Origin of the sequence: Nocardia aurea, assembly GCF_003123685.1 — a bacterium.
In the GTDB taxonomy this organism is placed as follows: Bacteria; Actinomycetota; Actinomycetes; order Mycobacteriales; family Mycobacteriaceae; genus Nocardia; species Nocardia aurea.
Map to the genome: position 1 here is coordinate 451176 of NZ_QCYJ01000103.1, position 26796 is coordinate 477971.

Sequence of the window (26796 nt, forward strand, 5' to 3'; positions counted from 1 at the left end):
CGCGCCGCCGCAGAAACAAGGGGCGATCGGCACGAGCCTTCAAAATAGCAAAGAGCGGGCCTCAAGCGACCAGGGGCTGAATATCGATCGTCTCCACACCGGGACGGCCTCCGAATCCGCGCTTCTTCCCAGCGGGATACAGGGTGATCGACAGCAGCGATCGAATGATGTCCCGTTTGGCCTGCAACGGGGTCCGGTCTGCGTCGTGCCAGACATCGCGAGCGTCCGGGCCTGCGGCTGCCACGACATGAGGCATCGGCATTGCTGCCTGTGCGCGGGCCTCGGCCTGCTTGACAGCGGGCAGCTTGGCGTCTTTGTAGGCTTTGATCTCCAGCGGCGACAATTCGGCCTGGATCGCTTCGGCAATCCACTTCTCGTAGACAGCACGTGCCCGCTTGGCCTCGGCTGCCAGAGCTTGGGTTTCGGCGTCGCTGCGCTCGAGCGCTGCCAGCAACTCCGGGTCTTCGAGCTTGCGCAACACTGTCTCCTCGACCAGGGCGTCTACCAACTCCGCATCACGGGCGACGCAATAGTTCTCACACTCGTAAGTGCGAGGCCGGTTCGCTCCGCTTCGATGGGTGATGATTCGGCCGGTCGTGCATTTGCCACACCTCGGGATACCGGAGAGCAACCACCGGGGGGCGCTGCCGCGATTGTGGGCACGTCGGCCCGGGGAGGCGAACAGTCGGAGCAAACTCTCACGCTCCTCGACAGAAATAATCGCCTCCCACTGCGCGGGGGTGGTGGAGACAACACCGGTCTTACGGTCCTTGTGCCCTCGCAAGCCCGCGATGGTCGGACTGAGCAAGACATTCCGAACAGCGATGTGATCCCACTCGGTCATCCAAGCCTTGTCGCACGGGCAACTACGACGGTCCACCGCCTCGAGAACCCGCCGACCCTGGGTCACCGAGCACTTACGGCACGGCAAAGCCATATCGGCGCTCGGAACTGGAATCCGTGCACTGGTCAACCAGCGAGCGATGCTGGACGTAGACTCCAAACTGATTGCACGTCTGGTCATTTCGCGAATCAGACTGCTGTTGCCCTCATCGATCACGCGGGCTACGGCCTTGCCGCGCTCATAGGCGATGCGGTAGCCGAAAGCCTCTTTGCCGTGTGGCTTCCCATCGGCGAAGTTCCGCGAAAGCTGCTGCATCGAATCGAATCGACTCTGTTCCGGCCCGTACTCGTTCTCAACCGCTTCGTTGGCAAGGATGCGCCGATCCTGCGGATTGTCCAGATCGTAGAGCTGTCCGCCGCTGTACCAGTACGTTTCGTGTTCGGCGCACAAGTCCCGCAAGTCTGCGAAGTCGCCGAGCTGACGATTGGCGCGCGAGCTCGAACGAGTGACCAGCACGCGACGGGGCTTACCGGGCTCGGGCACCAAATGAGCGGGCAACTCCAGATACCCCGGACGCACCTTCAAGCTGTGTCGAGTCGCGCCGATATCGGTATCGGTGATCACTTTGGCGACCGGCCACCCGAACCGCTCACACTGCTCACGGCCCCACTGGACCTGTGCGGGAACCGAAAGATTCTTGCTCTTGTCCTGTGACACTCGCGCATAGATGACAGCAACGAGATCGCGGAAGTCGTTGGGGTTCAGCGGCATAAGACCAGGTTACGCCGCTGACCCCCCTAAGTGAAGTTCTCCACCATCAATTCCCCCGCCCCCAAGCCCGCGAAGTAATTCCCCGCTCGGTCACCGGCGTTCCGCGACTCCGATCGAAGAGTTCCGGATCGGCCGCCACGAATATGAACGGCCCCTTGTCGGTGAGAGCCCCGCATCGACGAGGGGCCGTTGTCGCGGTACGGGGACGCTGAAAGCACCGGGGTCAGGGGATCAGGGTGCTCGGGGAAAGCTCCCCGCCCCGGTGCAATTCCAGCATGACGGTGGTCGACGTAGGTGCGCCGACCGCCCGTGCATTCCGATTCTCGCGGAACAGGATCGAGTCTACGAAGGCCGACTGTGGTTCGCCGGAAGTTTGCGGGATAGTTAGCGAAGGGTGGCCGGATGGACGCGCCGCCCGACGACGGCGTGGTGCGGGAACTACGATCTCGGCAGAGACGGGGTGGGTGGCGCGACCATCCCACCATCCTTCGCGCTCGCCCGATTTGTCCGATCCTGATAGTCGGCTGAGAACACGGCCACCCGGACACTTCGACGCGGACGGGCCCGTTGATACCGAGAGACGGCCGGTTCGGCCGACACATAAGGAGTTGGTCATGAGCCTCATCGGAGCAGTGCTCGGCTACGCCCTGACGCTGTTTATCGTGGTGCTGATCGCGCGGATGATTCTGGACTGGGTGGTGTTGCTCGGCAACACCAGGTCGCCGTGGGTGCTGCGGGCCCGCGATGTCACCCAGAAGGTGACCGAACCGGTGATCGCGCCGGTGCGCAAGGTGCTGCCGCCGATACGCGCGGGCGGGATGGCGATCGACCTGGCGTTCACGATCGTGTTCATCGTGGCGCTGGTGCTGCGGTCGATCTTCTTCAGTCTGTGACGCGCGGTGTGCTCGCCTACCGGGCGAGCACACCCTTGGCCGCGACCGGTTCGCCGACGATGAGTTCGGCGCCCGCGATGAGATCGCCGAGTACGGGTGTGGCCGCCGACATCGCCGCGCTGTCGCGGTGTGCGGTGAACGCGTCGTCGTCGGCGTAGATCTCGGAGACCCAGAACAGCTCCGGATCATCCTTGGACCTATTCAGAACGTAGAGCAGCGTGCCGGGTTCGCGTTCGACCTGTTCGAATACCGGACCGAAAGCGGCGACCAACTCCTCGGCCCTGCCTTCCTTGGCCTTGACCCGGGAGACCAACGCGACCTGCGGCATTCGAGCGCTCCTTGCGGAAATGCGGACGGAAACAGGGAAGCCGAATTGCCGGTCATGGCATCCGGAATTCGATCCGGTCATCGGCCGCAGCCAGACTAGCACCGACTTGGAATTGCCCCACCGGTGGTCCGTATCGACGCGCGATCGGATTATCGCGTGGTGCAACGGGTTTCGCCGGAAATTGGAATCGACGCCGGAGGCCGTTCGCGGCCCGCCGCCGGCGCGGGCCGAAATCAGTCGTTGCGGGGAATGCGCCCGTCGACATCGGTGAATCCGTAGTGCTCCGCGAGATCGGCGACGCGCCAAGCGGATCCGGTACGGGCGCGCCGGTCCGGATCGGTGGCGAGCGCGACGACCGCGCGGCCGGGAAAGCGCGGTGTCTCGGCGGTGTCCAGATCGAAAGCGCCCTCGCCGGGCAGGGTGACGATCCTGCGTCCCTCGGCATCGGCGGGCACCAGTTGGAGTAGCTCGGTATCGACGATGCCAGGCCACAGCGAAACCACCGTGACCTCGGTATCGGTCAGATTCCGGGCCAGGTCGGCGGTGAGTCGATCCAGCGCGGATTTGGCCACCCCGTAGACGGCATTGTGCATATACCGCTCGGCGCCGGGCGAGGAGATATTGACGATGAGGCCACCCGATTCGATCAACAGCGGAGCGGCGAATACGGCTGCCGCGTAATGGGATCGCACACCGACGTCGAAAGTCTCGTCCCACGCGGCGGGCGGCACCTCCCAGAACGGTTTGCCGAGCCAGCGGGCCGCGGCGGGCGCGTTGTAGACATTGTTCACCAGGACATCCAGGTGGCCGTATTCGTCACGTATCCGCTCGAACAATCGCGCGACCGCGTCGTCGTCGCGATGGTCGCAGACGAACGGGATACCGACGCCGCCCAGTTCGTCGATTTCGGCGGCGGTGCCGTGCACCGTTCCCGGCAGGTGTCCCGGCGTGACCGATCGCCCGGTCACGAATACGGTGGCGCCCGCCGCTCCCAATTCGAGAGCGATGCCTTTCCCGATGCCGCGACTCGCCCCCGTGACGACGGCCACGCTGCCGCCGAGTTTCTCTGGTATTCCGTTCACGACTTCGGGACATTACCGTGAAATAGGAACACGTTCTAAGTTTTGGAGGCGATAGTGGAGTCGGCGCATCGGTTCGTGACCATCGACGGCGGACGGATGCACGTCGCAGAACAGGGGGAGGGGCCTCCGGTGATCTTCTGCCACGGGTTCCCCCACACCTGGTACATCTGGAATCGCCAGCTCGGGGCCGTCGCGGCGGCAGGCTACCGCGCCATCGCCCCGGACCTGCGCGGCTACGGTCGCACCCGGGTGCGCGAGGAACCCGATTCGCACACCAATCGCGCCGTCATCGGTGATCTGCTCGCGCTGCTCGACGATATCGGCGCCGAACGGGCGGTGTTCGTCGGGCTGGACTTCGGCGCCGCGCTGGTTTGGGAGCTGGCGCTGCGCGCCCCGGAACGCGTCAGCGGGGTCATCGTCCTCAACAATCCCTTCGCGCCCCGTCCGCCCCGTCCGCCCTCGCAATTGTGGGCCAAGGCCGCCGCACGTCATTTCCTGCATCTGGACTACTTCCAGAAGCCCGGTGTCGCCGATGTCGAACTCGGCGCGAGCCCGAGGGAATTCCTGGCGCGCGTCTACTTCTCCCTCAGCGCCGACTACCACTACCTCGACACCTGGCGTCATCCCGCCGAGGGCACCGGATACCTCGACGTGCTCCCCGAGGCCCCGCCGCTGCCGTGGCGGTGGTTCTCCCGCGAAGACCTCGACACGCTCGCCCAGGATTTCGAGAGCACCGGATTCACCGGCGGACTCGCGTGGTACCGGGCCCTGGACCGCAACTGGGAACTCACGGCCGATTACGCCGACGCCCACGTCACCGTCCCCGCGTACTTCCTCTACGGCGACAGGGACACCGATATGGAGGGGTTCAGCGGCCACGATCCGCTGGGCACCCTGCGCGCCCACGTGCCCGATCTGCGCGCGGTCACCGAAATCGCCGACGCCGGTCATCTGATCCAGCTGGAACGGACCGAGGAGGTCAACGCGCTCATCGTCGACCATCTCCGCGATCTGGCCGCCCGAGCCCGCTAGCGGTACTCCCCGGCCAGGTCCTGATAGCCCGCCCACCGCGGCAGCGGCCTGGATTCGAGGTGGGCGCCGAGGCGGTCGAGCAGGTACTGCCAGCGCGGACCGATGGCCTCGGCTTCGTCGGGCCGAAGGTCGCGACGGATCAGTTCGACGGTGGTGACCACGCCGACCTGGGTGAGGCGCAACTCCAGGTCACGGCCGTCGATACGGACGACGAGTGCGTGCGGCGCCTCGCAGCGCTCGACACGCACGTCGAGTGGACCGGAGACCGGGCCGTCGACGGGTTCGACGGTCAGATCCGCGCCCTCGCCCGCGACGGTGCCGAGCCAACGCCCCAACTGCTCGCGGGAGGTACACGCGGACCAGACGTCGATGACGGGCCGCGGGTAGGAGCGCTGATAGTGCAGCAGTACCCGTGCGCCGTCGACGGGCCGGTCGTGCTCGGGGCGTACCTCGCCGAGCGTGGAACTCGTGGTCATGAGCCTCGTCCTTCCGCTGCCGGTCAGAAGTTACTTCTCCACTGTATTTCCATGCCGGGGAAATTCCCGCGGGCCCGACCGTCGATTCACCGGGATCGTGTCGGCGACCGGAATCTGCGCATCAATGTGACGCCGCGTCGGTTCGTGGTGCCGAGGATCGTATCGGCGGCGGATTCGATCGCGGCCTCGTCCAGCAGGACGTTGTCCGCGGCCGGGCCGAGTGGCACGAAACTGTCCTCGCTGGTCACCCGCCCGATCCGGCCCTCGAAGCCCGCGTCGAGCAGTGCGGTGACGACCGATTCCGAGACGCCGCCGCTGCGACGGGTCTCGTCGGCGACCAGGACGCGGCCCGTGGCGCGAGCGTGCAGCAGCAGATCCTCCACCGGCAGCGGGTTGAGCCAGCGCAGGTCGAGTACGCGCACCTTGATTCCGCGCTCGGCGAAACGATGGGCCACCCGCAGACTCATCGGGACGCCGTTGGCGAAGGTCACGATCGTGAGATCGGTTCCGTCGCCGTGGATTCGGGCGCGACCGATCTCGACATGGTCGGTGGGCGCGCCGGAGGCCAGCCAGCCCTTGTCGCCGGGATGCAGATCGCGGGCGTGGTAGAGCGCGATCGGTTCGAGGAAGACACACACCCGGCCGTCCACGCGCGCGGCCGAGACGCAGGTGCGCAGCATGGCCGCGGCGTCGTCGGCCCGCGAGGGCACCGCGACGACCAGGCCCGGTATATCACGCAGTGCCGCAACCGAATTGTCGTTGTGGAAGTGGCCGCCGAAACCCTTCTGGTAGGCCAGTCCGGCGATGCGGACCACCATGGGGTTGCGGTAGCGCCCGTCCGAGAAATACGACAGTGTCGCGGCCTCGCCGCGCAACTGGTCGAGGGCATTGTGGACATAGGCCAGGTACTGGATTTCCGGAATCGGCACGAATCCGGCGAGCCCGGCGCCGAGGGCGGTGCCGAGCACACTCTGCTCGTCGAGCAGTGTGTCGAAAACCCGGCGCGCGCTGAACCGCTTCCGCAGCCCCTTGGTGACCCCGTAGACGCCGCCCTTGCGGGCGACGTCCTCTCCGAAGACGAGAATGTCGCGGTCACGGTCGAGCAGTTCGGCCAGGGTGTGATTGATCGCCTGCGCGAGCGTCATCGGGTCGGGTTCGGCGGCGGAACCGTTGGCCGACGAATCGGCGGGTGTGGTCGCCACCGCTTCTGTCGCTACCGCTTCTTTCGCTACCGCCTCCGTGGCTGCCGCTTCGGTGGCCTCGGTATCGGTGGCCGCGGTGGTCCTGAGCACATCGGCGCGCACCTCGTCCGGGTTCGCCGCCGCGATCGGGGCGGTCACGGCGGCGGCGGAGGCCAATTTCGGTTTGGTCCACACCGTTTGGGCCGTCACCGACACCAGGTGCGTGATGAGGTCGTAGCGGGCCAGAATCTCCTGCGGAGTCGCGGTTCCGGTGCCCACGAGTACCCGCGCGGTGGCCAGGACCGGATCTCGTTCGAGATCGGCGGCGATATCGCCCGGGCTGCGGTAGGCGGATTCGACATCGGATCCGGCATGACCGAGCAGTCGGACGGTGCGCATGCGGAAGAAGGCCGGTTTGCGGTGCTTGCGCACCCATTCCACGGCCGCCGCTGCGGTTGTCATGGCGTCCACCGGATCGCAGCCGTCGGCGTCGAAGTAGCGCAGGCCGGGGCGGGACCCGTAGGCGGACTCGATCCAGTCCGACGGTGTCGGCACGCTGAGCCCGATGCCGTTGTCCTCGCACAGGAACAGCACCGGCACCGCGACACCCTGGTGCGCGGTGTGGACGGCGGCGTTGATCGCGCCGGTGGCGGTGGAGTGGTTGGCCGACGCGTCACCGAAACTGCACAGCACCACCGAATCCGCGGGCCATTCGCTCGAAACACCCAGCCGTGCGGCACGTTCGAGGGAGAAGGCGAGCCCGACCGCGCGGGGCAGATGCGACGCCACCGTCGAGGTCTGCGGAATGATGTTGGCGGCCTTGCTGCCGTAGACCTTGTGCCTGCCACCGGAGATCGGGTCGGCGGCCGCCGCGACGACGCCGAGGAGCACATCGAGAATCGGGTCGAGTTCGGGCACCCGGCGCGCGCGATGGACGAAGAACGCGCCGGACCGGTAGTGCAACAGTGCCGGGTCGGTCGTGCGCAACGCCGCCGAGACCGCCGCGTTGCCCTCGTGCCCGGACGAGCCGATGCTGTAGTAGCCGCGCCGCGCGCTGCTCAGCCGCCGGGCCGCCAGATCGAGTTGCCTGCTCGTGGCCTGTGCCTGGAACAGTTCGAGCATCGCCTCGCCCGAAATCCCCGGCGCGACCGCACGATCCGACGGCGGCGAAGCAGGACCGACCAGCGCCGCGATACCCTCGCGTAGTCGCTGGTCGAGTTCACTCTCGGAACGGCTCACCGGGTGTCCCCTCGATGGATACCGTCGACGAAATTGCTGGTCGGCACCCCGACCCCTCCTATCAGAAAGTCGAGTCAGCGCAGCGCCGCTGCGGCCTCGTTGTCCAGCAACCATGTCGTCGATTCGGTGCCGATGGCGCCCGCCGAGGGGATGTCCACCGGAAAAGCCCCGCCCATGGCGTCCGCGACGGCCTGCGCCTTGGCCGCGCCGCCCACGACGAGCACGACATGCCTCGTACGGCGCACGGCCGGCAGCGTGAGCGTCACTCGGACCGGCGGTGGTTTCGGTGAATTCGTCACCGCGACAACGAGTTCGTGTTCCTCGCGGACCGCGTCGGTATGCGGGAACAGGGAGTTCACGTGTCCTTCGCCGCCCATGCCGAGCAGGTGCAGGTCGAAGGCGCCGTGTTCGGCCAGATGTGCGTGCACCGCCGTAGAGTACTCGGCCGCCGCCTCGATCGGGTCGGGGTATTCCCCGTCCGAGGTCGCGACCGGGTGCACGCGCGCCGGATCGACCGGGACATGATCCAGCAACGCCCGGCGCGCCTGTAGATCGTTGCGCTCCGGATCGTCGGCGGGCACGAAACGTTCGTCACCCCAGAAGATGTCGAGCGCCGACCAGTCGATCGCGCCCGGCTCCTTGCGCACCAGCTCCAGCAGGCCGATACCGGTGCCGCCGCCGGTCAGCACCACCGACGCCGATCCGCGCGCGGCCTGCGCCGCCACCACGACCTCGACGAATCTGGCCGCCGCTGCGGCGACCAGCGCGTCGGTATCGGGATGCACCTCGACGATGTCGGAGGGGAATTCCCTGGTGACCCGCTTGCCCTGGTCGGCGTATTCCTGCCCCGGCGTCTCACTCATAGGTCACCTTCTCGATTCCGGCGAGCGCCTCGGCGTAGATCTCGTCGGCATCGAGCCGACGCAGTTCTTCGGCCAGACAGTCGCGAGTCTCCCGGCGCGCCAGCGCGATTCGCTGGTCCGGATCCCCGGTGCGGGTCAGCGTTGCGGTGCGCCCGGTCTGGGGGCGTTCGATGGCTATGGACACCGAGGGGCGGTGCAACCTGACCTCGAGCGCGCCCGAGTGCCTGCGCACCGGGCAGCCGAGCCGGATCGCGAGCCAGCCCGCGAGTATGTCGAGCGCGGGCTCGTTGCGCAGGCCCGACACCGTCACCGATTCGATCGGCTCGAAGGGCGGCTCGTCCATGGCCGCGGCGAGCAGGGCCCGCCAGTAGGTGATCCGGCTCCAGGCCAGATCGGTATCGCCCGGCGCGTAGGAACCGCGCCGTTTCCTGATCGTCGCCTGTGGATCGGCGGCGAAGGTGGCGTCGGTGATCCGCCTGGTCGCCAGGCGACCGACCGAATCCTTGGACGGGAATTCCGGGGCGCCGCGCGGCCACCAGGCCACCACGGGGGTGTCCGGCAGCAGGAACGGGATCACGACGCTGCTCTCGTGGGCGATCAGCTCGCCCTGTAGGCGCAGCACGATCACCTCCGCCGCGCCCGCGTCGCCGCCGACGCGGATCTGGGCGTCGAGTCTGGTCTCGGCGTCACGGTCACCGCGCGCCAGCACCACGACGCGACAGGGATGTTCGCGACTGGCGTCGTTGGCGGCGTCGATCGCGTCCTCGGCTTCGGAACTGTCCAGGGTGCACACCACCAGGGTGAGCACCCGGCCCATGGTGATGACGCCGTTGTTCTCGCGCAACCGGATCAGGCGTTTGGTGACCGCGCCGGTCGTGGTGGCGGGCATGTCGACGATCATGGCCGCCGCCATTCCCGGCCGGTGCGCTCGAGCATCTCGTCCGCCGAGGGCGGACCCCAGGTGCCCGCCTCGTACGGTTCCGGCGTGCCGTCGGCCGCCCAGTGGTCCAGCACCGGATCCAGGATGCTCCAGGACAATTCGACCTCCGCGTTCACCGGGAACAGCGACGGTTCCCCGAGCAGTACGTCCAGGATCAGGCGTTCGTAGGCCTCGGGGGAGGATTCGGTGAACGCCTCGCCGTAGCTGAAGTCCATGTTGACATCACGCACCTCCATGCTGGAGCCGGGCACCTTGGACCCGAAGCGCGTGGTGATGCCCTCGTCCGGCTGCACCCGGATGACCAGGGCGTTCTGGCCGAGATCCTCGGTCATGGTCTGGTCGAACGGCAGATGCGGCGCGCGCTTGAAGACGACCGCGATCTCGGTCACCCTGCGGCCGAGCCGTTTTCCGGTGCGCAGATAGAACGGCACCCCGGCCCAGCGCCGCGTGTCGACCTCGAGGGTGATGGCGGCGTAGGTCTCGGTCTTGGACTGCGGGTCGAAACCCTCCTCCTCCAGCAGTCCGACCACGTGTTCGCCACCCTGCCAGCCTTCGGCGTACTGCCCGCGCGCGGTGGTCTCCTCCAGCGGCGCCACCAGTTTCGTCGCCGAGAGCACCTTGATCTTCTCGGTCTGCAACTGGCTGGGCTGGAAGCTGATCGGCTCCTCCATCGCGGTGAGCGCGAGCAGTTGGAGCAGATGGTTCTGGATCACGTCGCGGGCGGCGCCGATACCGTCGTAATAGCCCGCGCGCCCACCCAGTCCGATGTCCTCGGCCATGGTGATCTGGACGTGGTCGACGTAATTGGCGTTCCAGATCGGGTCGTAGAGCTGGTTGGCGAAACGCAGCGCCAGGATGTTCTGGACCGTCTCCTTACCCAGGTAGTGGTCGATCCGGAACACCGTCTCCTCCGGGAAGACCCGGTTGACCAGTGCGTTCAGTTCGACCGCGCTCTCCAGGTCGTGCCCGAAGGGTTTCTCGATGACCACACGGCGCCACGGGGTGCGGCCCTGCGCGTCGACGAAATCGGGCTGGGCCAGTTTGTGTTCGGAGAGCTGATCGAGCACCACCGGGAACATATTCGGCGGAATCGACAGGTAGAAGGCGTGATTGCCCCCGGTGCCGCGTTCGGCGTCCAGATTCGCCAGCGTGGTGGCGAGACGGCCGAAGGCGGCGTCGTCGTCGAATGTGCCCTGTACGAAACGGATTCCCTCCGCCAGGTGGTCCCAGACCTCCTGGCGGAAAGGCGTGCGCGCGTGCGCGCGCACCGAGTCGAGGACGACTTTCGCGAAATCCTCGTCCGCGTAGTCACGCCGGGCGAAGCCGACCAGGGCGAAACCGGGGGGTAACAGCCCCCGGTTCGCCAGGTCGTAGATGGCCGGCATCAGTTTCTTCCGGGACAGATCCCCGGTGACACCGAAGATCACCATGCTGCACGGTCCCGCGATGCGTGGGACGCGTTTGTCCCGTTCGTCGCGCAGCGGGTTCTTCCAGACCTCTGCTGTGCCGGCCATGGATCAGGCGCTTTCGCCCGCCGAATCGGACGCCGCGGCGCCCAGTTCTTCCGTCGTCGCGGAAAGTAGTTCTTCCCACGACTTCTCGAACTTGTCGACGCCCTCGGTCTCGAGCACGGTGAAGACGTCGTCCAGGTCGATCCCGACGGCGGACAGCGCGTCGAAGACCGCCTGCGATTCGGCGGCCGTCCCGCTGAGGGTGTCGCCGCGGACCTCGCCGTGGTCGGCGACGGCCTCGAGGGTCTTCTCCGGCAGGGTGTTCACCGTGTTCTTCGCCACCAGTTCGGTGACGTAGAGGGTGTCGGAGTAGTCCGGGTTCTTGACACCGGTCGACGCCCACAGCGGCCGCTGCCGGTTCGCGCCCGACGCCGCGAGATGGGCGTAGGTCGAGGTGTGCGCGCCGCCGTCGAAGACGTCCTGGTACTCGGCGTAGGCCAGCCGGGCGTTGGCAACGCCCGCCTTACCGCGCAGCGCGAGGGCCTCGGGGGTGCCGATGGCCTCGAGGCGCTTGTCGATCTCGGTATCCACGCGGGAGACGAAGAACGAGGCGACCGAGTGGATCCGGGCCGGATCGTGACCGGCGACCTTGGCCTTGGCGATGCCGTCGAGGTAGGAGCCCATGACCAGGCGGTAGCGCGCGACCGAGAAGATCAGCGTCACGTTCACGCTGATGCCCTCGGCGAGCACCGCGCTGATGGCGGGCAGGCCGGCCTCGGTCGCGGGGATCTTGATGAACAGATTCGGCCGGTCGACGATCTTCCACAGCTCGACCGCCTGCGCGGTGGTCTTCTCCGCGTCGAAGGCCAGGCGCGGATCGACCTCGATGGAGACGCGCCCGTCCACCCCGTTGGTCGATTCGAACACCGGGAGGAAGACGTCGCACGCGGCGCGCACGTCGTCGGTGGTGATCGTGCGGATCGCGGCGTCGGCGTCGGCGCCGAGGGCGGCGAGATCCTTGATCTGCGCGTCGTAGGCGTGGCCCTGGCTCAGGGCGCCCTGGAAGATCGTCGGGTTGGTGGTGACTCCGACGACACCGCGGGTGGCGATGAGTTCGGCGAGGTTACCGGACTGGATCCGGTCCCTGGACAGATCGTCGAGCCATACCGAGACGCCTGCGGCCGAGAGAGCGGCGACGTTTTCGTTCTGTGTCATGGGGTTTATCCCTTCACGTTTTCGAGCGTGCGCTGCGCGGCGGCGACAACGGCTTCCGCGGTGATCCCGAACTCGCGGAACAGGGTTTTGAAATCGGCGGAGGCGCCGAAATGCTCGATCGACACGATCTCGCCCGCGTCACCGGCGAACCGGTGCCACGGCATGGCGATTCCGGCCTCGACGGTGACTCGCGCGCGCACCGTCGGGGGCAGCACCTCGTCCCGGTAAGCCTTGTCCTGCGCGTCGAACCACTCGACACACGGCATCGAGACCACGCGGGTTCCGATGCCCTGTCCCTCCAGCGTAGTGCGGGCGGCCACAGCGAGCTGGAGCTCGGAGCCGGTAGCGATCAGGATCACCTGCGGCGTGCCGGTCGACGCCTCGGCGAGGACGTAACCGCCGCGCTTGACGCCTTCGTAGCTGGTGCCCTCGAAGATCGGCAGATCCTGACGGGTCAGCGCCAGCGCCGACGGTCCGTCCTGGTGCGGGGCGTCCGACGGCACGAAATGCGAGGTGCGCTCGCTGGAATCGCGCTCGAGGATGGTGCGCCAGGCGTAGCTGGTCTCGTTGGCGTCACCCGGGCGGACGACGTTCAGGCCGGGGATGGCGCGCAGCGCGGCCAGATGTTCGATCGGCTGGTGGGTCGGGCCGTCCTCGCCGAGACCGATCGAGTCGTGGGTCCACACGTAGATCGCGGGCACCCGCATCAGCGCCGCGAGGCGGACCGCCGGACGCATGTAATCGGAGAAGACCAGGAAGGTGCCGCCGTAGGGGCGGGTCGGACCGTGCAGCGCGATGCCGTTGAGGATCGAGCCCATCGCGTGCTCGCGCACACCGAAGTGCAGGGTGCGGCCGTACGGGTCGGCCTTCCACATGCCGGTCGAAATGGATTCCGGCCCGAAGCTCGGCGTGTCCGGCATGGTGGTGTTGTTGGATTCGGCGAGGTCGGCCGAACCGCCCCACAGTTCCGGCAGCACCGGGGCCAGCGCGGCGAGCACCTTGCCGGAGGCCTTGCGGGTCGCCACGCCCTTGGGATCGGCCTCGTAGGTGGGCAGGTTCGCGGCCCAGCCCTCGGGCAGATCACGGTTGGCGAGCCGGTCGAACAGCGCCTTGTTGGCCGGGTTGGCCTGCGCCCACGCGTCGAAACCCCGCTGCCAGTCGCGATGGGCCCGCTGTCCGCGTTCGACGACCTTGCGGGTGTGCGCGATGACGTCGGGATCGACGTCGAAATTCTTCTCGGGATCGAATCCGAGCACCTTCTTGGTGGCGGCCACCTCGTCGGCGCCCAGTGCGGCCCCGTGGGCGCCACCGGTGTTCATCTTGGTGGGGGCCGGGTAGCCGATGATGGTGCGCAGCACGATGATCGAGGGCTTGGAGGTCTCCGCCTCGGCGGCCGCGAGCGCGTTCTCGATGGCGACGACGTCCTCACCACCCTGCACGACCTCGACGTGCCAGCCGTAGGCCGCGTAGCGCTCGGCGACATCCTCGGTGAAGGCGATGGTGGTGTCGTCCTCGATGGAGATCTTGTTGTCGTCGTAGATCAGCACGAGGTTGCCGAGCTGCTGGGTGCCCGCCAGCGACGACGCCTCGGAGGTGACGCCCTCTTCCATATCGCCGTCGGAGGCGATCACGTAGACGAAGTGGTCGAACGGGCTGGTCCCCGGCGCGGCCTCGGGATCGAACAGGCCGCGTTCCCGACGGGCCGCCATCGCCATGCCCACCGCGGAGGCCAGGCCCTGTCCGAGCGGGCCGGTGGTGATCTCGACGCCGTCGGTGTGCCGGTACTCGGGGTGGCCGGGAGTGAGCGAACCCCATTTGCGCAGGTTCTTCAGATCGTCGAGTTCGAGACCGAAGCCCGCCAGGTACAGCTGGATGTACTGGGTCACGCTGGAATGGCCGCAGGACAGCACGAAACGGTCCCGCCCGACCCAGTGCGGGTCGCTCGGATCGTGACGCATCGTGCGCTGGTAGAGCGTGTAGGCCAAGGGCGCGAGGCTCATCGCGGTGCCCGGGTGACCGTTTCCGGCGTTCTGCACCGCGTCGGCGGCGAGGACGCGGACGGTGTCGACGGCCTTGGTGTCCAGATCCGTCCAGTCGTCCGGGTGATTCGTCTGAGTAAGGGCGCGGATGTCATCTGTCACTGGCACGACCGAGGTTCTCCTGACATTGGTTTCGTCGACGGCGGTGTTGTTGGCGGCCCGAATTCTGCCGCGAGACGCACGGCGGCTGCGCGATGCGTGTCCGAGTGTCGACACCAGCCTAGATGTGCCCTCTGACCGGCATTGCGGGAACCCGGCTCTACCGGCGCCCGTGTCGCTGATTCACCGCGTGGCGCGGCAAAGCGGTGCCTGTTCCGCTCGTGTCTGTGGGGTCGGTGCGGTACCGGACCGTCGTCGGCTGCCAGGGGCGAGGAGAGGCGTGCGGTCGGCGAGGGTCTACCATCCTCTGTAGTAGTAGCCGCGCCGCACTGTGCTGTGCATCGGAACATCAGGACCGAGCGCGCTGCTCGTTCCATTGCCGGATGTGATGCACAGCGTGCGAGGAGAGATAGTGCGGATTGGGCAACAGCCGGGTGGCAGCGGTGCGCACGGCTCCTCCGCGACGGCGCACGATACCTCCGCCTCCGCTACCGCGCAGGCCGAGAAGGGCGACGGCGTGGTCTCCCGGGTGCTGCGTCGCCCGCTGGCCTACATCGCGCTGACCAAGCCACGCGTCATCGAGCTGCTGCTGGTCGCGACCATCCCGACGATGCTGCTCGCCGACCGAGGCACCGTCGATATCCGGCTCATCCTGGTCACCCTGTTCGGCGGCTGGATGGGCGCGGCGAGCGCGAACACGCTCAACTGCGTAGCCGACGCCGATATCGACAAGGTGATGAAGCGGACCGCCAAGCGCCCGCTGGCCAGGGAAGCGGTTCCCACCTCGCACGCCGCGATCTTCGGCGTGACGCTCGGGATCGCCTCGTTCGGCTGGCTGTGGTGGCAGGCCAACCTGCTGAGCGGCGTGCTCGTGGTCGCGACGATCCTGTTCTACGTGTTCGTCTACACCCTGGGCCTCAAGCGCCGCACCTCCCAGAACGTGGTCTGGGGCGGCGCGGCGGGCTGCATGCCCGCGCTCGTCGGCTGGTCGGCCGTCACCGGCGGTATCGGCTGGCCCGCGATCGCGCTGTTCGGCGTCATCTTCTTCTGGACGCCACCGCACACCTGGGCGCTCGCCATGCGCTACAAGGAGGACTACCGCGCGGCGGGCGTGCCGATGTTGCCGGTGGTCGCCACCGAGCAGGCCGTCACCAAGCAGATCGTCATCTACACCTGGCTCACCGTGCTCACCACCCTCGCGCTGGTCCCGGCGACCGGGGTCGTCTACGCCGCCGTGGCGCTGGTGGCCGGAGCGTGGTTCCTGCTCATGGCCCACCAGCTGTACTCCGGCGTGCGACGTGGCGAGTCGGTGAAACCGCTGCGCCTGTTCCTCCAGTCGAACAATTACCTGGCGGTCGTGTTCTGCGGCCTCGCGGTGGATTCGGTGCTCGGCTGGGACACGGTCGGCAGTTTCTTCGGCTGATCCGCCGTCAGTCGCGGCGGGCGAGGTACCCGTCGGGACGAATCTCGACGATATCGCCGTCGGTCGCCGCGTATGCGTCGAAGGCGTGCCCGTCGACGTCGACCACGTATCGCCCGCTCGCCCTCGTCCCCGGCCGGATCACCCGATACACCTCGGCGTCGGTCGTCCCGGGCAGTTCGCCCCCGTCACCGAACACCAGCACCGTGGCGTGCGGCCCGCGGAACAGGTCGAACAGTCGGACGGGTTGCCCGTCGACATCCTTCAGCGGCGCGTCCGGTGCCCGATCGCCCGCGACGAGTCGGCCGGTCGCGCCGGGGTCGCGGTAGCTCACGCTCAACTGGCGGGCCTCCTCGCCGCGTTCCATGGCGTCGGCCTTGCCTTCGACCAGTTTGTCCAGCAATTCGGTACTCAGGCCGAGGACCCGCGCGGCGACCGTGCGGCGTTCAGGTTCGTAGGTCCGCAGCGGCGCGGGGTCGCCGAGCAGCGCCGCGGCCAGCTTCCAGCCGAGGTTGTACGCGTCCTGGATGCCGGTGTTCATGCCCTGACCGCCGGTCGGCGGATGGACGTGGGCCGCGTCGCCCGCGAGGAAGACCCGGCCGTCGCCGAACCTGGCGGCCAGGCGGATATTCGGCCGCCACACGGTGACCCAGGTCAGATCGGTGAATTCGAGGTCCATCGTTCCGGTGTAGCGGTCGGCCATGTCCTGGAGCACCGCGAGCGTGGGCTCGGCGTCGGCGTCGAGGGGCGCGCCGAATTGGAAATGCCGCCCGCCGGGCAGGGGCGAGAGCGCGAAACCCTCCATCGGATGTTCTGCCGAGGCGGCGAACCAGTGGCCGTAGTCGTGGTCGAGCACATCCGCCCGCACATCGCCGAGCAGCATTCGTATCGAATCGTCGGTGGACCCCTCGAACGGGATGCCGAGGGTTTTGCGCACGGTGCTGCGTCCGCCGTCCGCGCCGACCAGATAGGCCGCGCGCACCGTCTCGACGCCGTCGGCGGTGGTCAACGTCGCGGTGACGCCGTCGTCGTCCTGCGTGAGGTCTGTCAGCGCGGTGCCGAGTTCGACGTGCGCGCCGAATTCGGCCAGACGCGCGCGCAGGATCGCCTCGGTCCGTGACTGCCCGAGGAACCACGGGTTGGGGTAGGGGATCGCTGGGGTCGGTTCGGCGGGCTCGAACATCCGCCGTTCGCCGACGAATTCGCCGCCGAAGTAGGCGCGCATGACTGGAGCGGGAATGCCCGCGTCCGTCACCGCGTCCAGGACGCCGAGGTCGTCGAAGACCTCGAGGGTGCGGGGGAGGATGCCGTCGCCCCTGGAGCCCGCGAAGAACTCGTCCGCCTTGTCGACCACGCGAACCGGGATGCCGCGGCGGGCGAGATCGATGGCGAGGGTCAGGCCGGTCGGCCCCGCACCCGCGATGAGTACCTGGTCGGTCACAATTCCTCCAAGAGTGAATTCGATTTCAGTGAATCTGAATTCAGTATTCGACTTGGTAGGTTCTGCTGTCAAGAGGAGGTGGGTCCCGGTGGCGACGAGCAGGCAGGAACGGTCGGCCGAAACGGAGCGCGCGCTCAAGGACGCGGCGCAACGGCTGTTCGCCGAACGCGGCTACCTCAACACGAAGATCACCGACATCACCGCCGCCGCCGGACGGGCGGCAGGCTCGTTCTACAACCATTTCGCGAGCAAGGAAGAACTGCTCCAGGCCCTGCTGCGGGATCTGGCCGACGCGGGGGACGTGCGCGCCGAACATCCGGACCACAATCCGGATTTCAGCGATCCGAGCGCCGTGCGCTACCACATCGCCGGTTACTGGCATTTCGCCCGCGAGCACGCCTCGGTACTGCGCGCCGTCGGTCAGGCCGCGGCCGTGAACGAGGATTTCGCGCGTCTGCTCCAACAGTTCGGCGTCGAACAGCGAGCCGATATCGCCGACCACCTGAAAGGTTTGGTCGACAACGGATTTCGCTTACCGAGCACCCCCGACGCCAGCCTGGCGGTGATGTTCATCGCGACCCAGGGACTGCTCGCGGCGGTGGAGGACGGCGCGGTCGAACTCAGCGACGAACAGGCGATCGACGGGCTGACCCGATTCGTCTACCGGGGACTGACCGGACGCGATTACTGAGACGCGGCGAATCGGTTCGCCGAGGGTTCCGGCATCGAGTGGTGGTGGCGATGTGCGGTGGCGGCGTGCGCGCCCACGCCATCGGATCGCCCCGGCGATCCCGGCCCGCCGACGCGTCGCCGATCGAGGTCGACGTGACGTGTCGGTCAGGGCAGCAGGACGATGGAGCCGGTCGTCCGGCGTCCCTCCAGATCCCGATGCGCCCACTGTGCCTCGGCCAGTGGATACGTCGCGCCCACTCGGACGTGCAGCGAACCGTCGGCGACGGCGGCGAGCACATCGCCCGCGCGCCAGAGCAATTCGGCCCGGTCACGGGTGTAGTGGGCCAGCGTGGGCCTGGTGACGAACAGCGAACCCGCCGGATTGAGTCGTTGCAGGTCGAACGGCGGGACCGGTCCGCTGGCCGCGCCGAACAGCGCCAGCGTGCCCCGGACGCGCAGCGAGGCCAGGCTCGCCTCGAAGGTCGACCGACCCACCCCGTCGTAGGCCGCGGCCACGCCGACTCCGTCGGTGAGCGCGCGCACGCGCTCGGCGAGATCGTCGGTGTAGCGCAGCACTTCCGCGGCTCCCGCGGCGCGCGAGAGCGTCTCCTTCTCGTCGGAGGACACCGTCGTGATGACCCGGACCCCGCGCGCGGTGGCCAGCTGGGTCAGGATCAGGCCGACCCCGCCCGCTCCCGCGTGCACCAGGATCGACTCGCCGGATTCCGGTCGGTACACCGATTCGATCAGATAGTGCGCGGTCATGCCCTGGAGCAACACGGACGCGGCGACCGAGGCGGGCACGCCGTCGGGAACCGCGATCGCCACCGCCGCGTCCACCACGACCCGCTCGGCGTAACTACCGGGCGCGGCGGCCCAGGCGACCCGGTCACCGACCGCGAATTCGGACACCTGCGCACCGACCTCGACGACCACGCCCGTCCCCTCCGCACCGGGGATGTACGGCACCGACTGGGGATAGACGCCGGTACGGATATAGGTATCGATGAAATTGATACCGATGGCCTCGGTCTCGACGAGCAGTTGACCGGGTCCGATCGAAGGCAGCGGCACCTCCGTGTAGGTCAGGACCTCGGGACCACCGTGTTCGCAAACCTGGATGGCACGCATGGACTCCGTTCTACACCCGTGGTCGATGAGACGGCCTACCGGTCGGTAAACTCGGCGGAATGAGCGTTGAAACTGCCCCGGTCGAAGCCAAGTTGTCGGGTGCCCTGGTGGATTCCGTCAAGGGTTTCCTCGCCGCGCACGGCGGTTCGGCCACGGCCGTTCTGCAACCCGTCGGGCGCCTCGGCGTGCGTGTCACGCTGGTCGGCGAGGACGGCGTCATGGGCGATCGCGTCGTCGCCGATCTCGCGACGGCCAAAGCACTCGTAGATGCCGTCGACGGGCTCACCGAGGCCGACGAGTGGGATCGTGCGCTGACCTCGATCGTCACCCCGCGCAAAGGCCACTGGGCGCGGATGGCGGGCTGGGTCGCCCGTCAGACCCGCTTCCCCAAGGCGCGCAACGAGAGCTGAGTTCTACATCCGGTCGTCGGCGGGATCGAGCAACTCGCCGACGCCCCAGTGCAAGATGCGCCCAGCCACCGCGAGATAGGCGACCACCGCCATCGCGATCAGCGCCGTGCCGTAATCGGCGGCCCAGCCGGGAATCCGATCCGATCCGGCCACCGCGACCAGCATCATGATCACGCCGAGCATGACCGCGAGCGACGCCAACGGTGCGGTATCGGGCCTGCCCGGACAACGGGTGGGGCGATTCGTCATCGGACGGGCCTCTCTTCTCACGCAACACCGCGCTCCGTCCGTCGCGGTGTGGTCTGTTCATCGCCGGACGTCACCGATTCGTTATCACCACGCCTCGTATTCGTGATCCAGGACTTCCGCCGATATCGTGACTCCGATGCAGACGGTGCGCATCGCCCCCGCCGATCCCGACGATCGCGGCGTGGCCGACCTGCTCTTCACCGCGATCGGCGGTGATCGCACCCGTCTCGCGGCGGCCACTCGGCGCTACCGGATCGACGGATCGACCGAACTCGTCGCGGCGACCATCGGCGACGAGCTCGTCGGTGTCGCCGGGTACGAAACAGGCCACGACCACCTCGTGCTCCTGCACCTCGCGACCGCAGGCACTCACCGTCGAACCGGAATCGGTCGCCTGCTCGTCGCGGACATCGGCTCTCGCCACCCCGACCTGCCGGTGGTCGCCGAAACCGACGACACCTCCGTGGGCTTCTATGCCGCCATCGGATTCACAGGCGTGCCTCTCGGCGAGAAATACCCCGGTGTCCCACGGTTCCGCATGACGCTGGGATCCGATTCTGCCCGTGCTACGGCTGGGCCCGCCGCAGACGACGCGGGAACATTTCGCGTGATCGGTGGGTGAGCGTCTGCGCGGCGGGCGAGCCGATCCGGTCGGCGCTCAGGTGTGGAAGACGGTGTCGATGATCGGCAACCACGGCACCGCGTTGTCCTTGAAGGACTGGTGCACCGGTGTCAGCGCGCTGTGATCGTCGAGTGCCATCATCGTGACGCCGATATCGTCGCCGCCGTCATCGATGGCGGCCACCGTGGATCCGCAGTCGGGGCAGAAGCCGCGTCGGGTGGTCGCGAAGGTGTTGTACCAGCGGGGTTCACCGGCCTCGCCGGTCCAGGTGAAACTGTCGGCGGGGAAGCCGACCCAGGCCGTCACCGGTCCGCCGCTGAGGCGCTGACAGTGCGGACACGAGCACAGGTGCGGCCAGTCGGCCTCCGCGTCGGCACGGAATCGGATCCGTCCACACAGGCAGCCGCCTTCGTACATCGGTCACGCTCCTTCGCTCGAATCGGGTTGGCGCAATGGAGAATCGACGTCCGCCGCGGCGGCACCGGCCAGAGTAGAGCAGGGGTCCGACACGGAGGGAAGTGCCCGCGTGGGGACCCGTGGCCCTTCCGCGTGGAGCGTCCGACCCGTTGTTCCAGGCCGAGCGCGAGGAAGTTCGGACCGACCGTCGCGCCGATATCGGAGACGTCGTCGGAGTTCCGCGGATCAACGAGGCGGCTACGGTGAGGCCCCGGCCGGTCGGGTCGCGAATCGGAGCACGGTGGTGAAATCCGGCCGGTACCCCTCGGTGGTGTCCACGATCAGGGTCGGCACGTCCAACGCGATCGGGACGAAGGTGTCGGCTCCCGCGTCGATGCGCGCGATCCGGCCGGAATCGTCGTGCGCTCGCCGGTGCGGATCGGTCCCCATCCGCTCGGTCATGCGCGCGTGGGCGACGAGTACCGGTGCGGTGCAACGGATTACCCGGATATCGGCGATCTCGGCGAGTGGCTGGAGATTCGGTCGCCAGAGGCGGTCCTGGAACGCGGCCTCGGCGACGACGCCGATACGTGCTTCGGCCAGGACCGTGAGGGTGGCGAAGAACGCGGTCAGCACCGGGATGTCGAGGTGGGTGTATCCGGAACTCTCCGATGAGCCTGCGGTGGCGACCATGCCTTGTTTCAACTCGTCGCGAATGATCGCGGGGCAGCCGATCCCGCGGGCCAGAGTGTGCGCGAGTGTGGTCTTGCCGGTGCCGGGAGGTCCGCTGACGACGGTCAGGATCGGTGCGGCCATAGCCGCATTGTGGCAGTCGGCCGCGAGCGCGGGCGGATGGCGTTGGATCCAGGCATCGAACTTTCACCCTTCCGGGGTGACGTTCGATGTTCGAGACCCCGCGCATACTCGGAGCGCTCGAACGTGTCGATCGATCGAGAAGGAGCGGCCGTGCAGGTGCTGCTACCGCGGAGTCAACGGCGGACGTCGGAAGAACTGATCGAGCGGCTCGATCCGGACGTCGGGGACACCCGAGCCAAACGCTCCGCGTTCTGGATCATGCTGACGCTGTCCAGCGTCATCGCGGTCTCCGGTGTCATCGGCGATTCGACGGCGACGGTGATCGGCGCGATGATCGTCGCGCCGCTGTCGCTGCCGATCCTCGGTGTGGCGCTCGGTATCGCGACGAGCCGGGTGGCGTTGATCGGGCGGAGTCTGCTGCTGGTCGCGGCGGGCGTCGGGTTGGTCATCGTGATCGGGTACCTGTTCGCGCAATTGCTGCCGAATCCGACGAATGTGCTGGCCAATTCGCAAGTGACCGGGCGTACTTCGCCGACCTTGATGGATCTCACGGCGGCTCTGGCGACGGGGTCGGTCGGTGTGATCGCGCTGATCCGGCGCGACGTCGGCGATGTGCTGCCCGGTGTCGCCATCGCCATTTCCCTGGTCCCGCCGCTGGGTGTGGTCGGGGTCTGTCTGGGTTCGCACGCGCCGGGGATGGCGTTGGGCGCGTTCGTGCTGTTCGCCTCCAATATGGTCGCCATGATCGTCACCGCGACGGTGGTGCTCGTCGCGACCGGATACGCGCGCGCAGCCGGGGCGGGACAGGTCCGTCACGGGCGCGCCTACGCGGTGCTCGCGGCGGCGCTGGTGCTGGTCGCCGTGCCGATGGTGGCGAATTCGCTGTCGTCGCTGTGGGCCGATCGGATCGCGAGTGCGACGGCGAGCTGGCTGGACGGAGTGCCCGGCGCCGAGGTCGGACAGGTGACAGTGCACAGCGATACGGCGACCGTCGAAGTGCTCGCGCCCGCCGACCTCCCGCCGATCGGCGAATTGCAGGACCGGGTGAACGAGATCGTGCCGTGGAACCCCCGGGTAGTACTCGTGCACACGGTCGGCAGCCGGATCGGTGACTGACCGTTCGGCGGTGCGTTCACCTGCTCGGCCATTTCCCGCCGATATTGTGCCCCTGCTCGTGCGGGTCGTCGCCACCGGCGAGATGCTGGATTCCCAATTTCTCGCTGAACAGATGGCGCTGGGTGATCCAGCCCGCCGCCGAGAGCGCGATCCAGGCGGCGGTGAAGGTGACCTGCTGCCAGCCCGGATCGGGGTCGTGTAGGAAGGCCAGGGAATCGTCGACCCGGGCGAGGCCGCTGAGCATCATGCTCGCGCCGCCGATCGAGGTCAGCCACAGCAGGGCGCGGGCCCGGAATTTCTCGGCGAGGAACGCGCCGGTCACGCCGACCGCGAGTATCACGATCATGCTCAGCGCCCAGTTCTTGTCGCCGGGTTGCAGGACCGTGGCCAGCTTCGCTCCGACCATCGCGCCGGTGAGCCCGCCGATCAGATACGACGCGAATCCGAAGACAAGTGCCGTGATCACCCACGCGGCGACCGCGCCGATCAACCCGAACAGCAACAGGACAGTGAATGAGGGTTCGAAGAGGTCGGCGATCAACCAGCCGAGACCGAATCCGATCGCCAGTAGCCCCAGATGCACGGATCGGACCCCGTAGAAACACAACAGCGCACCGACCAACGTCAAAACAATGCCCGACATCCGTCATCCCTTCGGCCCGCGTCCCCGTCCCGAATGAAATCCCGCACATTCACAGTAAACCTATTTCCCCGGCCCGCGACCGGCCTCGACCACCTTTCATCCGTCACGGATGAGGGCGCGGCGGCGTCCGGCCGGAGTGCCCGTCACCCGCGGCTCGGCGGGGCCGTGCGGGCCCGCACCCGGTGGCGACCGGGTGATTGTCGACACTCGACCCCTCGAAAAGTAATTGATTAGCGCAAGCAATGATAATATAGTTGTGTTCCGCAAGTAAGTATTCTCGTGCTGGGAGTGGCCATGGCTGTGTCATCGGATACGGCGCAAAGCCTGATCAAGGAGCTCTACCTGATGGGCCGGGCGATGCGTGTCGTCCTGTTGCATCCGGAGGAGGGCCAGTTGCTTCCCGGCGGGGTCGGGGTGCTCGGCTCGCTCGAAGCCAGGGGCGAATGCCGTCAGGTCGATCTGGCGACGGATCTGTGTATCAGTCCGTCGGCGTTGAGCAGGCATGTCGCCGAACTGGTCGGGGCGGGTTACATCAGTCGTCACGCCGACCCCGGCGACGGCCGCGCCACGCTCGTCCGGATCACCCCCGAAGGGCGCGAACTGCTGTGCCGCGTCCGGGTCTCCCGCGCGAGGGGATTGCAGACCGCGCTCGCCGACTGGAGCGAAGGTGACGCCGAACAGGCGTACCTGGCCGTCCAGCAGCTGAGAAACGCACTCACCGCACATCACACCGCACCGGGACAGCGTCGCCTCGGTCCGAAACAGAATCAGGAAGCAGATGTCTAGTTCAGTCGAGGCGGTGACACCGCGTGATCCCTTCGCGATGACGCACCGCGAAATTCTCGAGGCGATGACCGGACTGCTCGCGGCGCTTTTCACGGCGCTGCTCAGCACCACGATCGTCGCGACCGCCCTGCCGACCATCATCGGTGACCTGAAGGGCTCGCAGACCGCCTACGCCTGGGTCATCACCACGGCGCTGCTCGCCAACGCGGCCTCCACGCCGATCTGGGGTAAGTTCGCCGACCTGTTCAACAAGAAGGTGCTGGTCCAGACGGCCATCGTCATCTTCGTGCTCGGCTCGATCGTCGCCGGTTTCGCGCACAGTGTGCCGCTGCTGCTCGTCGCGCGCGTCGTGCAGGGTGTCGGCATGGGTGGTCTGACCGCGCTCGTCGTCGCCATCATCGGTTCGATCGTCGCGCCGCGTGAGCGCGGCAGGTACTCCGGCTACATGGGCGCGGTCATGGCCGTCGCCATGTCGGGTGGACCCATTCTCGGCGGCGTCATCGTCGACAGCCCCCTCGGGTGGCGCTGGTGCTTCTTCGTCTGCGTGCCGCTGGCCGTCATCGCGCTGGTGCTGTTGCAGCGGACCCTACGGCTGCCGACCGAACGCAAGACCGGTGTCTCGATCGACTGGCTCGGCGCCGCGCTGCTGACCGGTGGCGTGTCGGTACTACTCATCTGGGTGTCCTTCGCGGGCAAGGCCGGTTACTACGACTGGATCTCGGGTGAATCGGCGCTCTATGTCGGCGGCGGACTGCTGCTGTTGCTGGCGATGGTGTGGGTGGAATCGCGGGCGAAGTCGCCCATCATTCCGCTGCCGATCGTCACCGAGCGCACCACCGGCCTGGCGATCATCGCCTCGATCGCCGTGGGTATGGGCATGTTCGGCGCGACCACATTCCTCGGCCAGTACTTCCAGACCGCGCGCGGATTCTCGCCGACGATCGCCGGTGTTCTCACGATCCCGATGGTCGCGGGCATGCTCGCCGGCTCGGTGGGCTCGGGACAGCTGATCACTCGCTTCGGCAAGTGGAAGGGTTTCGTCGTCGCCGGCGCCACCTCGCTGGTGATCGGTCTCGGACTGCTGTCGACGATCGACCACGCGACGAGCCTGTGGCAGGTCGGAATCTACATCGCCCTCGTCGGACTCGGCGTCGGCATGATGATGCAGAATCTGGTGCTCGCGGTGCAGAACACGGTGAGCGTGCACAATATCGGCGCCGCCTCCAGCAGCGTCGCGTTCTTCCGCACCTTCGGCGGCGCGATCGGAGTCTCGGTGCTCGGTTCGGTACTCGCCACCCGGGTGGGCGAACTGTCCGCACAGGGCTTCGACCGGATCGGCGTCCAAGCGGGCTCCTCCGGCGGCGGCAACCTCGACATCGGCGCACTGCCCGCGCCCATCGCCGCGATCGTGCGCGCCGCCTACGGTGACGCCACCGGACGGATCTTCCTGATCGCGGCGGGCGCGGCGATCGTCGCACTGCTCGCCGCGACGCTCCTGCCGAACAATCCGCTGCGCCGCACCATCGACATCGACCCGGACCTCGACCCCATGCGGGCCGAGAACGACGCGGACGACGCCCCGGTGGGCGAGTTCGACGGCGGCCGGCAGAAGGTCGGAGCCGGTTCGGGTTCGGCGTAACTGCCCGGTCGGTCTCGCACCGCCCTCGATGATCACCGCCCCCGCTGTCGCAGCGGGGGCGGTGATCTGTGTATCCGGCAGCTAGGTCCCGTGTACCGCCACGAGGTGGCGTCCTCCTGGGGGCGGTGATCTGCGTATCCGGCGGCTACGTCCCGTGTATCGCCGTGAGGTAGGCGTCCCCCCGGGGCTGCTCCGTAGACGCGTCGCGGGCGGGAAGTGCGGGCGCGCGTCGTGGTGAATGCTCACCTTGCGCGCTGTGGGAGTTCGGCGGGGCGTGTCCGGTTCGCCTGCGGCCTGCGCCGACAATCTCCCACCGAACACGCAGGATTCCCGCATTCGGGGCGATGAATGTCCGCGGAGGCCGGGGCCTCGAGCCCACCGAGCCGACCGAGCGAGGCACGCGAGCCCACCGAGCCCACCGAGCCCACCGAGCCCACCGAGCCCACCGATTAACTCTGTACAATGTACTGAGTTAATCGGTGTCGGAGGAGGAATATGAAGGTCGTCGAGTCCATCGCCTGTCTGAATGTCGATGATGTGCCGGGTGCGGTGGCGTTCTTCGCGAAGTACTTCGGGTTCGAGGAACTGTTCGCCGCCGACGGGTTCGCGTCGTTGTCGCGCCCCGACTCGGGCATGAAGATCGCGCTGCACCGCAGAGGGTTGGAGGTGCTGCCGGAGGGGTTTCGGGACCAGCGGATGGCGGGGGTGATGCTCGCCTTCCAGGTCGAGGACCTCGAAGTCGAGGAGCGACGGTTACAGGCGGAGGGTGCGCCGTTCCTCCTGCCGATGACCCGGCAGGAGTGGGGCGAGAGGGCGTTGCTCGTCGCAGGGCCGGACGGGATCGTCGTCGAACTGTGCGACTTCCCGGAGGCTCCGGGAGCGTAGTCCACTTTTCGATCGGAGCCGGGGGCCGAACGCTGAGGCTCCGCGGGCGTAATTCCGGTATCGGTCGGAGCCGGGGTTCGATAGCGGATCCCCTGCTCCGGCGCACTGATCGGGGGG

General features: G+C 67.6%; 26 protein-coding genes. 10 read left to right on the forward strand and 16 right to left on the reverse strand.

Annotated elements, in window-relative coordinates; translation table 11 throughout:
* Positions 1-61 precede the first annotated feature (61 nt).
* A complete protein-coding gene (locus tag DAT37_RS23225; RefSeq protein ID WP_109526931.1) occupies positions 62-1615 on the reverse strand; it encodes a recombinase family protein in 1554 nt (517 codons plus the stop codon).
* A 614-nt stretch (positions 1616-2229) separates the two neighbouring features.
* On the opposite strand from DAT37_RS23225, the gene DAT37_RS23230 reads away from it, so the two are divergent.
* On the forward strand, positions 2230-2508 hold the full coding sequence (locus DAT37_RS23230) for a YggT family protein (RefSeq protein ID WP_109526932.1): 279 nt from the start codon (positions 2230-2232) through the stop codon (positions 2506-2508).
* A gap of 16 nt (positions 2509-2524) precedes the next feature.
* On the opposite strand, the gene DAT37_RS23235 is transcribed toward DAT37_RS23230, so the two are convergent.
* Positions 2525-2836, reverse strand: coding sequence for a putative quinol monooxygenase (locus DAT37_RS23235; RefSeq protein ID WP_157978629.1), 312 nt, complete (start codon positions 2834-2836; stop codon positions 2525-2527).
* Between the two features lie 233 nt (positions 2837-3069).
* Positions 3070-3918 carry an SDR family NAD(P)-dependent oxidoreductase gene (locus DAT37_RS23240; RefSeq protein WP_109526934.1) on the reverse strand — a complete coding sequence of 283 codons (849 nt, stop codon included), beginning with the start codon at positions 3916-3918 and terminating at the stop codon, positions 3070-3072.
* A 75-nt stretch (positions 3919-3993) separates the two neighbouring features.
* On the opposite strand from DAT37_RS23240, the gene DAT37_RS23245 reads away from it, so the two are divergent.
* Entirely contained in the window at positions 3994-4950 is a 957-nt protein-coding gene (locus DAT37_RS23245; RefSeq protein ID WP_232839937.1) for an alpha/beta fold hydrolase, read from the forward strand.
* Here DAT37_RS23245 and DAT37_RS23250 read toward each other — a convergent pair.
* The 7 genes from DAT37_RS23250 to tkt all read right to left on the reverse strand — a co-directional run bounded on the left by DAT37_RS23250 (position 4947) and on the right by tkt (position 14462).
* Entirely contained in the window at positions 4947-5426 is a 480-nt protein-coding gene (locus tag DAT37_RS23250; RefSeq protein ID WP_109526935.1) for an SRPBCC family protein, read from the reverse strand. The genes DAT37_RS23245 and DAT37_RS23250 overlap by 4 nt on opposite strands.
* Positions 5427-5512: 86 nt before the next feature.
* Complete coding sequence (locus tag DAT37_RS23255) at positions 5513-7729, reverse strand: thiamine pyrophosphate-dependent enzyme (RefSeq protein ID WP_232839983.1); 2217 nt, start codon at positions 7727-7729, stop codon at positions 5513-5515.
* Positions 7730-7920: 191 nt separating this feature from the next.
* Positions 7921-8709, reverse strand: a complete 789-nt coding sequence (pgl, locus tag DAT37_RS23260; RefSeq protein ID WP_109526937.1) for a 6-phosphogluconolactonase — start codon at positions 8707-8709, stop codon at positions 7921-7923.
* Entirely contained in the window at positions 8702-9610 is a 909-nt protein-coding gene (gene opcA / locus DAT37_RS23265) for a glucose-6-phosphate dehydrogenase assembly protein OpcA (RefSeq protein WP_109527350.1), read from the reverse strand. Before opcA ends, pgl begins: the two co-directional genes overlap by 8 nt.
* Positions 9607-11163 carry a glucose-6-phosphate dehydrogenase gene (zwf, locus tag DAT37_RS23270; protein ID WP_109526938.1) on the reverse strand — a complete coding sequence of 519 codons (1557 nt, stop codon included), beginning with the start codon at positions 11161-11163 and terminating at the stop codon, positions 9607-9609. Before zwf ends, opcA begins: the two co-directional genes overlap by 4 nt.
* Before the next feature lie 3 nt (positions 11164-11166).
* Positions 11167-12315, reverse strand: coding sequence for a transaldolase (tal, locus tag DAT37_RS23275; protein ID WP_109526939.1), 1149 nt, complete (start codon positions 12313-12315; stop codon positions 11167-11169).
* A gap of 5 nt (positions 12316-12320) precedes the next feature.
* The gene (tkt, locus tag DAT37_RS23280) at positions 12321-14462 is read right to left on the reverse strand and encodes a transketolase (RefSeq protein ID WP_109527351.1); all 2142 of its coding nucleotides are present in this window, start codon (positions 14460-14462) and stop codon (positions 12321-12323) included.
* Positions 14463-14865: 403 nt separating this feature from the next.
* Here tkt and DAT37_RS23285 point away from each other — a divergent pair, with 403 nt between their 5' ends.
* Positions 14866-15876, forward strand: coding sequence for a heme o synthase (locus tag DAT37_RS23285; protein WP_109526940.1), 1011 nt, complete (start codon positions 14866-14868; stop codon positions 15874-15876).
* Between the two features lie 7 nt (positions 15877-15883).
* On the opposite strand, the gene DAT37_RS23290 is transcribed toward DAT37_RS23285, so the two are convergent.
* Positions 15884-17314, reverse strand: coding sequence for an FAD-dependent monooxygenase (locus DAT37_RS23290; protein ID WP_109526941.1), 1431 nt, complete (start codon positions 17312-17314; stop codon positions 15884-15886).
* Between the two features lie 88 nt (positions 17315-17402).
* Here DAT37_RS23290 and DAT37_RS23295 point away from each other — a divergent pair, with 88 nt between their 5' ends.
* Positions 17403-18005, forward strand: a complete 603-nt coding sequence (locus DAT37_RS23295; RefSeq protein ID WP_232839938.1) for a TetR/AcrR family transcriptional regulator — start codon at positions 17403-17405, stop codon at positions 18003-18005.
* A 146-nt stretch (positions 18006-18151) separates the two neighbouring features.
* Here the strand turns inward: DAT37_RS23295 and DAT37_RS23300 are convergent, their stop codons facing one another.
* Complete coding sequence (locus tag DAT37_RS23300) at positions 18152-19117, reverse strand: quinone oxidoreductase family protein (protein ID WP_109526942.1); 966 nt, start codon at positions 19115-19117, stop codon at positions 18152-18154.
* 59 nt (positions 19118-19176) lie between these two features.
* Between DAT37_RS23300 and DAT37_RS23305 the strand changes: the two genes are divergently transcribed.
* On the forward strand, positions 19177-19527 hold the full coding sequence (locus DAT37_RS23305; protein WP_109526943.1) for a hypothetical protein: 351 nt from the start codon (positions 19177-19179) through the stop codon (positions 19525-19527).
* Between the two features lie 3 nt (positions 19528-19530).
* Here DAT37_RS23305 and DAT37_RS23310 read toward each other — a convergent pair whose 3' ends face one another.
* Entirely contained in the window at positions 19531-19776 is a 246-nt protein-coding gene (locus DAT37_RS23310) for a hypothetical protein (protein WP_157978630.1), read from the reverse strand.
* Positions 19777-19912: 136 nt separating this feature from the next.
* Between DAT37_RS23310 and DAT37_RS23315 the strand changes: the two genes are divergently transcribed.
* A complete protein-coding gene (locus tag DAT37_RS23315; protein ID WP_109526945.1) occupies positions 19913-20398 on the forward strand; it encodes a GNAT family N-acetyltransferase in 486 nt (161 codons plus the stop codon).
* A gap of 36 nt (positions 20399-20434) precedes the next feature.
* On the opposite strand, the gene DAT37_RS23320 is transcribed toward DAT37_RS23315, so the two are convergent.
* Together DAT37_RS23320 and DAT37_RS23325 are read right to left on the reverse strand one after the other, a co-directional pair.
* Positions 20435-20815, reverse strand: a complete 381-nt coding sequence (locus DAT37_RS23320) for a GFA family protein (protein WP_109526946.1) — start codon at positions 20813-20815, stop codon at positions 20435-20437.
* Positions 20816-21052: 237 nt separating this feature from the next.
* A complete protein-coding gene (locus DAT37_RS23325; RefSeq protein ID WP_109526947.1) occupies positions 21053-21610 on the reverse strand; it encodes an AAA family ATPase in 558 nt (185 codons plus the stop codon).
* Positions 21611-21760: 150 nt separating this feature from the next.
* On the opposite strand from DAT37_RS23325, the gene DAT37_RS23330 reads away from it, so the two are divergent.
* Entirely contained in the window at positions 21761-22726 is a 966-nt protein-coding gene (locus DAT37_RS23330) for a TIGR00341 family protein (protein WP_232839939.1), read from the forward strand.
* Between the two features lie 16 nt (positions 22727-22742).
* Here DAT37_RS23330 and DAT37_RS23335 read toward each other — a convergent pair whose 3' ends face one another.
* Positions 22743-23369, reverse strand: a complete 627-nt coding sequence (locus DAT37_RS23335; RefSeq protein ID WP_109526949.1) for an ABC-2 transporter permease — start codon at positions 23367-23369, stop codon at positions 22743-22745.
* Between the two features lie 294 nt (positions 23370-23663).
* Between DAT37_RS23335 and DAT37_RS23340 the strand changes: the two genes are divergently transcribed.
* The 3 genes from DAT37_RS23340 to DAT37_RS23355 all read left to right on the forward strand — a co-directional run bounded on the left by DAT37_RS23340 (position 23664) and on the right by DAT37_RS23355 (position 26679).
* Positions 23664-24155, forward strand: coding sequence for a MarR family winged helix-turn-helix transcriptional regulator (locus tag DAT37_RS23340; protein ID WP_109526950.1), 492 nt, complete (start codon positions 23664-23666; stop codon positions 24153-24155).
* Positions 24148-25794, forward strand: coding sequence for an MDR family MFS transporter (locus tag DAT37_RS23345; protein WP_232839940.1), 1647 nt, complete (start codon positions 24148-24150; stop codon positions 25792-25794). The genes DAT37_RS23340 and DAT37_RS23345 overlap by 8 nt, the downstream gene beginning before the upstream one ends.
* A 495-nt stretch (positions 25795-26289) precedes the next feature.
* Positions 26290-26679 carry a VOC family protein gene (locus DAT37_RS23355; protein WP_109526952.1) on the forward strand — a complete coding sequence of 130 codons (390 nt, stop codon included), beginning with the start codon at positions 26290-26292 and terminating at the stop codon, positions 26677-26679.
* Positions 26680-26796 lie beyond the last annotated feature (117 nt).

What these genes read in the sequence shown, in the direction of transcription:
- DAT37_RS23345 (WP_232839940.1), top strand. Translation starts at nt 24,148, where the DNA reads ATGTCTAGTTCAGTCGAGGCGGTGACACCGCGTGATCCCTTCGCGATG.
- DAT37_RS23315 (WP_109526945.1), top strand. Translation starts at nt 19,913, where the DNA reads ATGCAGACGGTGCGCATCGCCCCCGCCGATCCCGACGATCGCGGCGTG.
- opcA (WP_109527350.1), bottom strand. Translation starts at nt 9,610, where the DNA reads ATGATCGTCGACATGCCCGCCACCACGACCGGCGCGGTCACCAAACGC.
- DAT37_RS23225 (WP_109526931.1), bottom strand. Translation starts at nt 1,615, where the DNA reads ATGCCGCTGAACCCCAACGACTTCCGCGATCTCGTTGCTGTCATCTAT.
- DAT37_RS23230 (WP_109526932.1), top strand. Translation starts at nt 2,230, where the DNA reads ATGAGCCTCATCGGAGCAGTGCTCGGCTACGCCCTGACGCTGTTTATC.
- pgl (WP_109526937.1), bottom strand. Translation starts at nt 8,709, where the DNA reads ATGAGTGAGACGCCGGGGCAGGAATACGCCGACCAGGGCAAGCGGGTC.
- DAT37_RS23305 (WP_109526943.1), top strand. Translation starts at nt 19,177, where the DNA reads ATGAGCGTTGAAACTGCCCCGGTCGAAGCCAAGTTGTCGGGTGCCCTG.
- DAT37_RS23325 (WP_109526947.1), bottom strand. Translation starts at nt 21,610, where the DNA reads ATGGCCGCACCGATCCTGACCGTCGTCAGCGGACCTCCCGGCACCGGC.
- DAT37_RS23355 (WP_109526952.1), top strand. Translation starts at nt 26,290, where the DNA reads ATGAAGGTCGTCGAGTCCATCGCCTGTCTGAATGTCGATGATGTGCCG.
- DAT37_RS23235 (WP_157978629.1), bottom strand. Translation starts at nt 2,836, where the DNA reads ATGCCGCAGGTCGCGTTGGTCTCCCGGGTCAAGGCCAAGGAAGGCAGG.
- DAT37_RS23320 (WP_109526946.1), bottom strand. Translation starts at nt 20,815, where the DNA reads ATGTACGAAGGCGGCTGCCTGTGTGGACGGATCCGATTCCGTGCCGAC.
- DAT37_RS23250 (WP_109526935.1), bottom strand. Translation starts at nt 5,426, where the DNA reads ATGACCACGAGTTCCACGCTCGGCGAGGTACGCCCCGAGCACGACCGG.
- DAT37_RS23340 (WP_109526950.1), top strand. Translation starts at nt 23,664, where the DNA reads ATGGCTGTGTCATCGGATACGGCGCAAAGCCTGATCAAGGAGCTCTAC.
- DAT37_RS23310 (WP_157978630.1), bottom strand. Translation starts at nt 19,776, where the DNA reads ATGACGAATCGCCCCACCCGTTGTCCGGGCAGGCCCGATACCGCACCG.
- DAT37_RS23255 (WP_232839983.1), bottom strand. Translation starts at nt 7,729, where the DNA reads ATGCTCGAACTGTTCCAGGCACAGGCCACGAGCAGGCAACTCGATCTG.
- zwf (WP_109526938.1), bottom strand. Translation starts at nt 11,163, where the DNA reads ATGGCCGGCACAGCAGAGGTCTGGAAGAACCCGCTGCGCGACGAACGG.
- DAT37_RS23335 (WP_109526949.1), bottom strand. Translation starts at nt 23,369, where the DNA reads ATGTCGGGCATTGTTTTGACGTTGGTCGGTGCGCTGTTGTGTTTCTAC.
- DAT37_RS23300 (WP_109526942.1), bottom strand. Translation starts at nt 19,117, where the DNA reads ATGCGTGCCATCCAGGTTTGCGAACACGGTGGTCCCGAGGTCCTGACC.
- tal (WP_109526939.1), bottom strand. Translation starts at nt 12,315, where the DNA reads ATGACACAGAACGAAAACGTCGCCGCTCTCTCGGCCGCAGGCGTCTCG.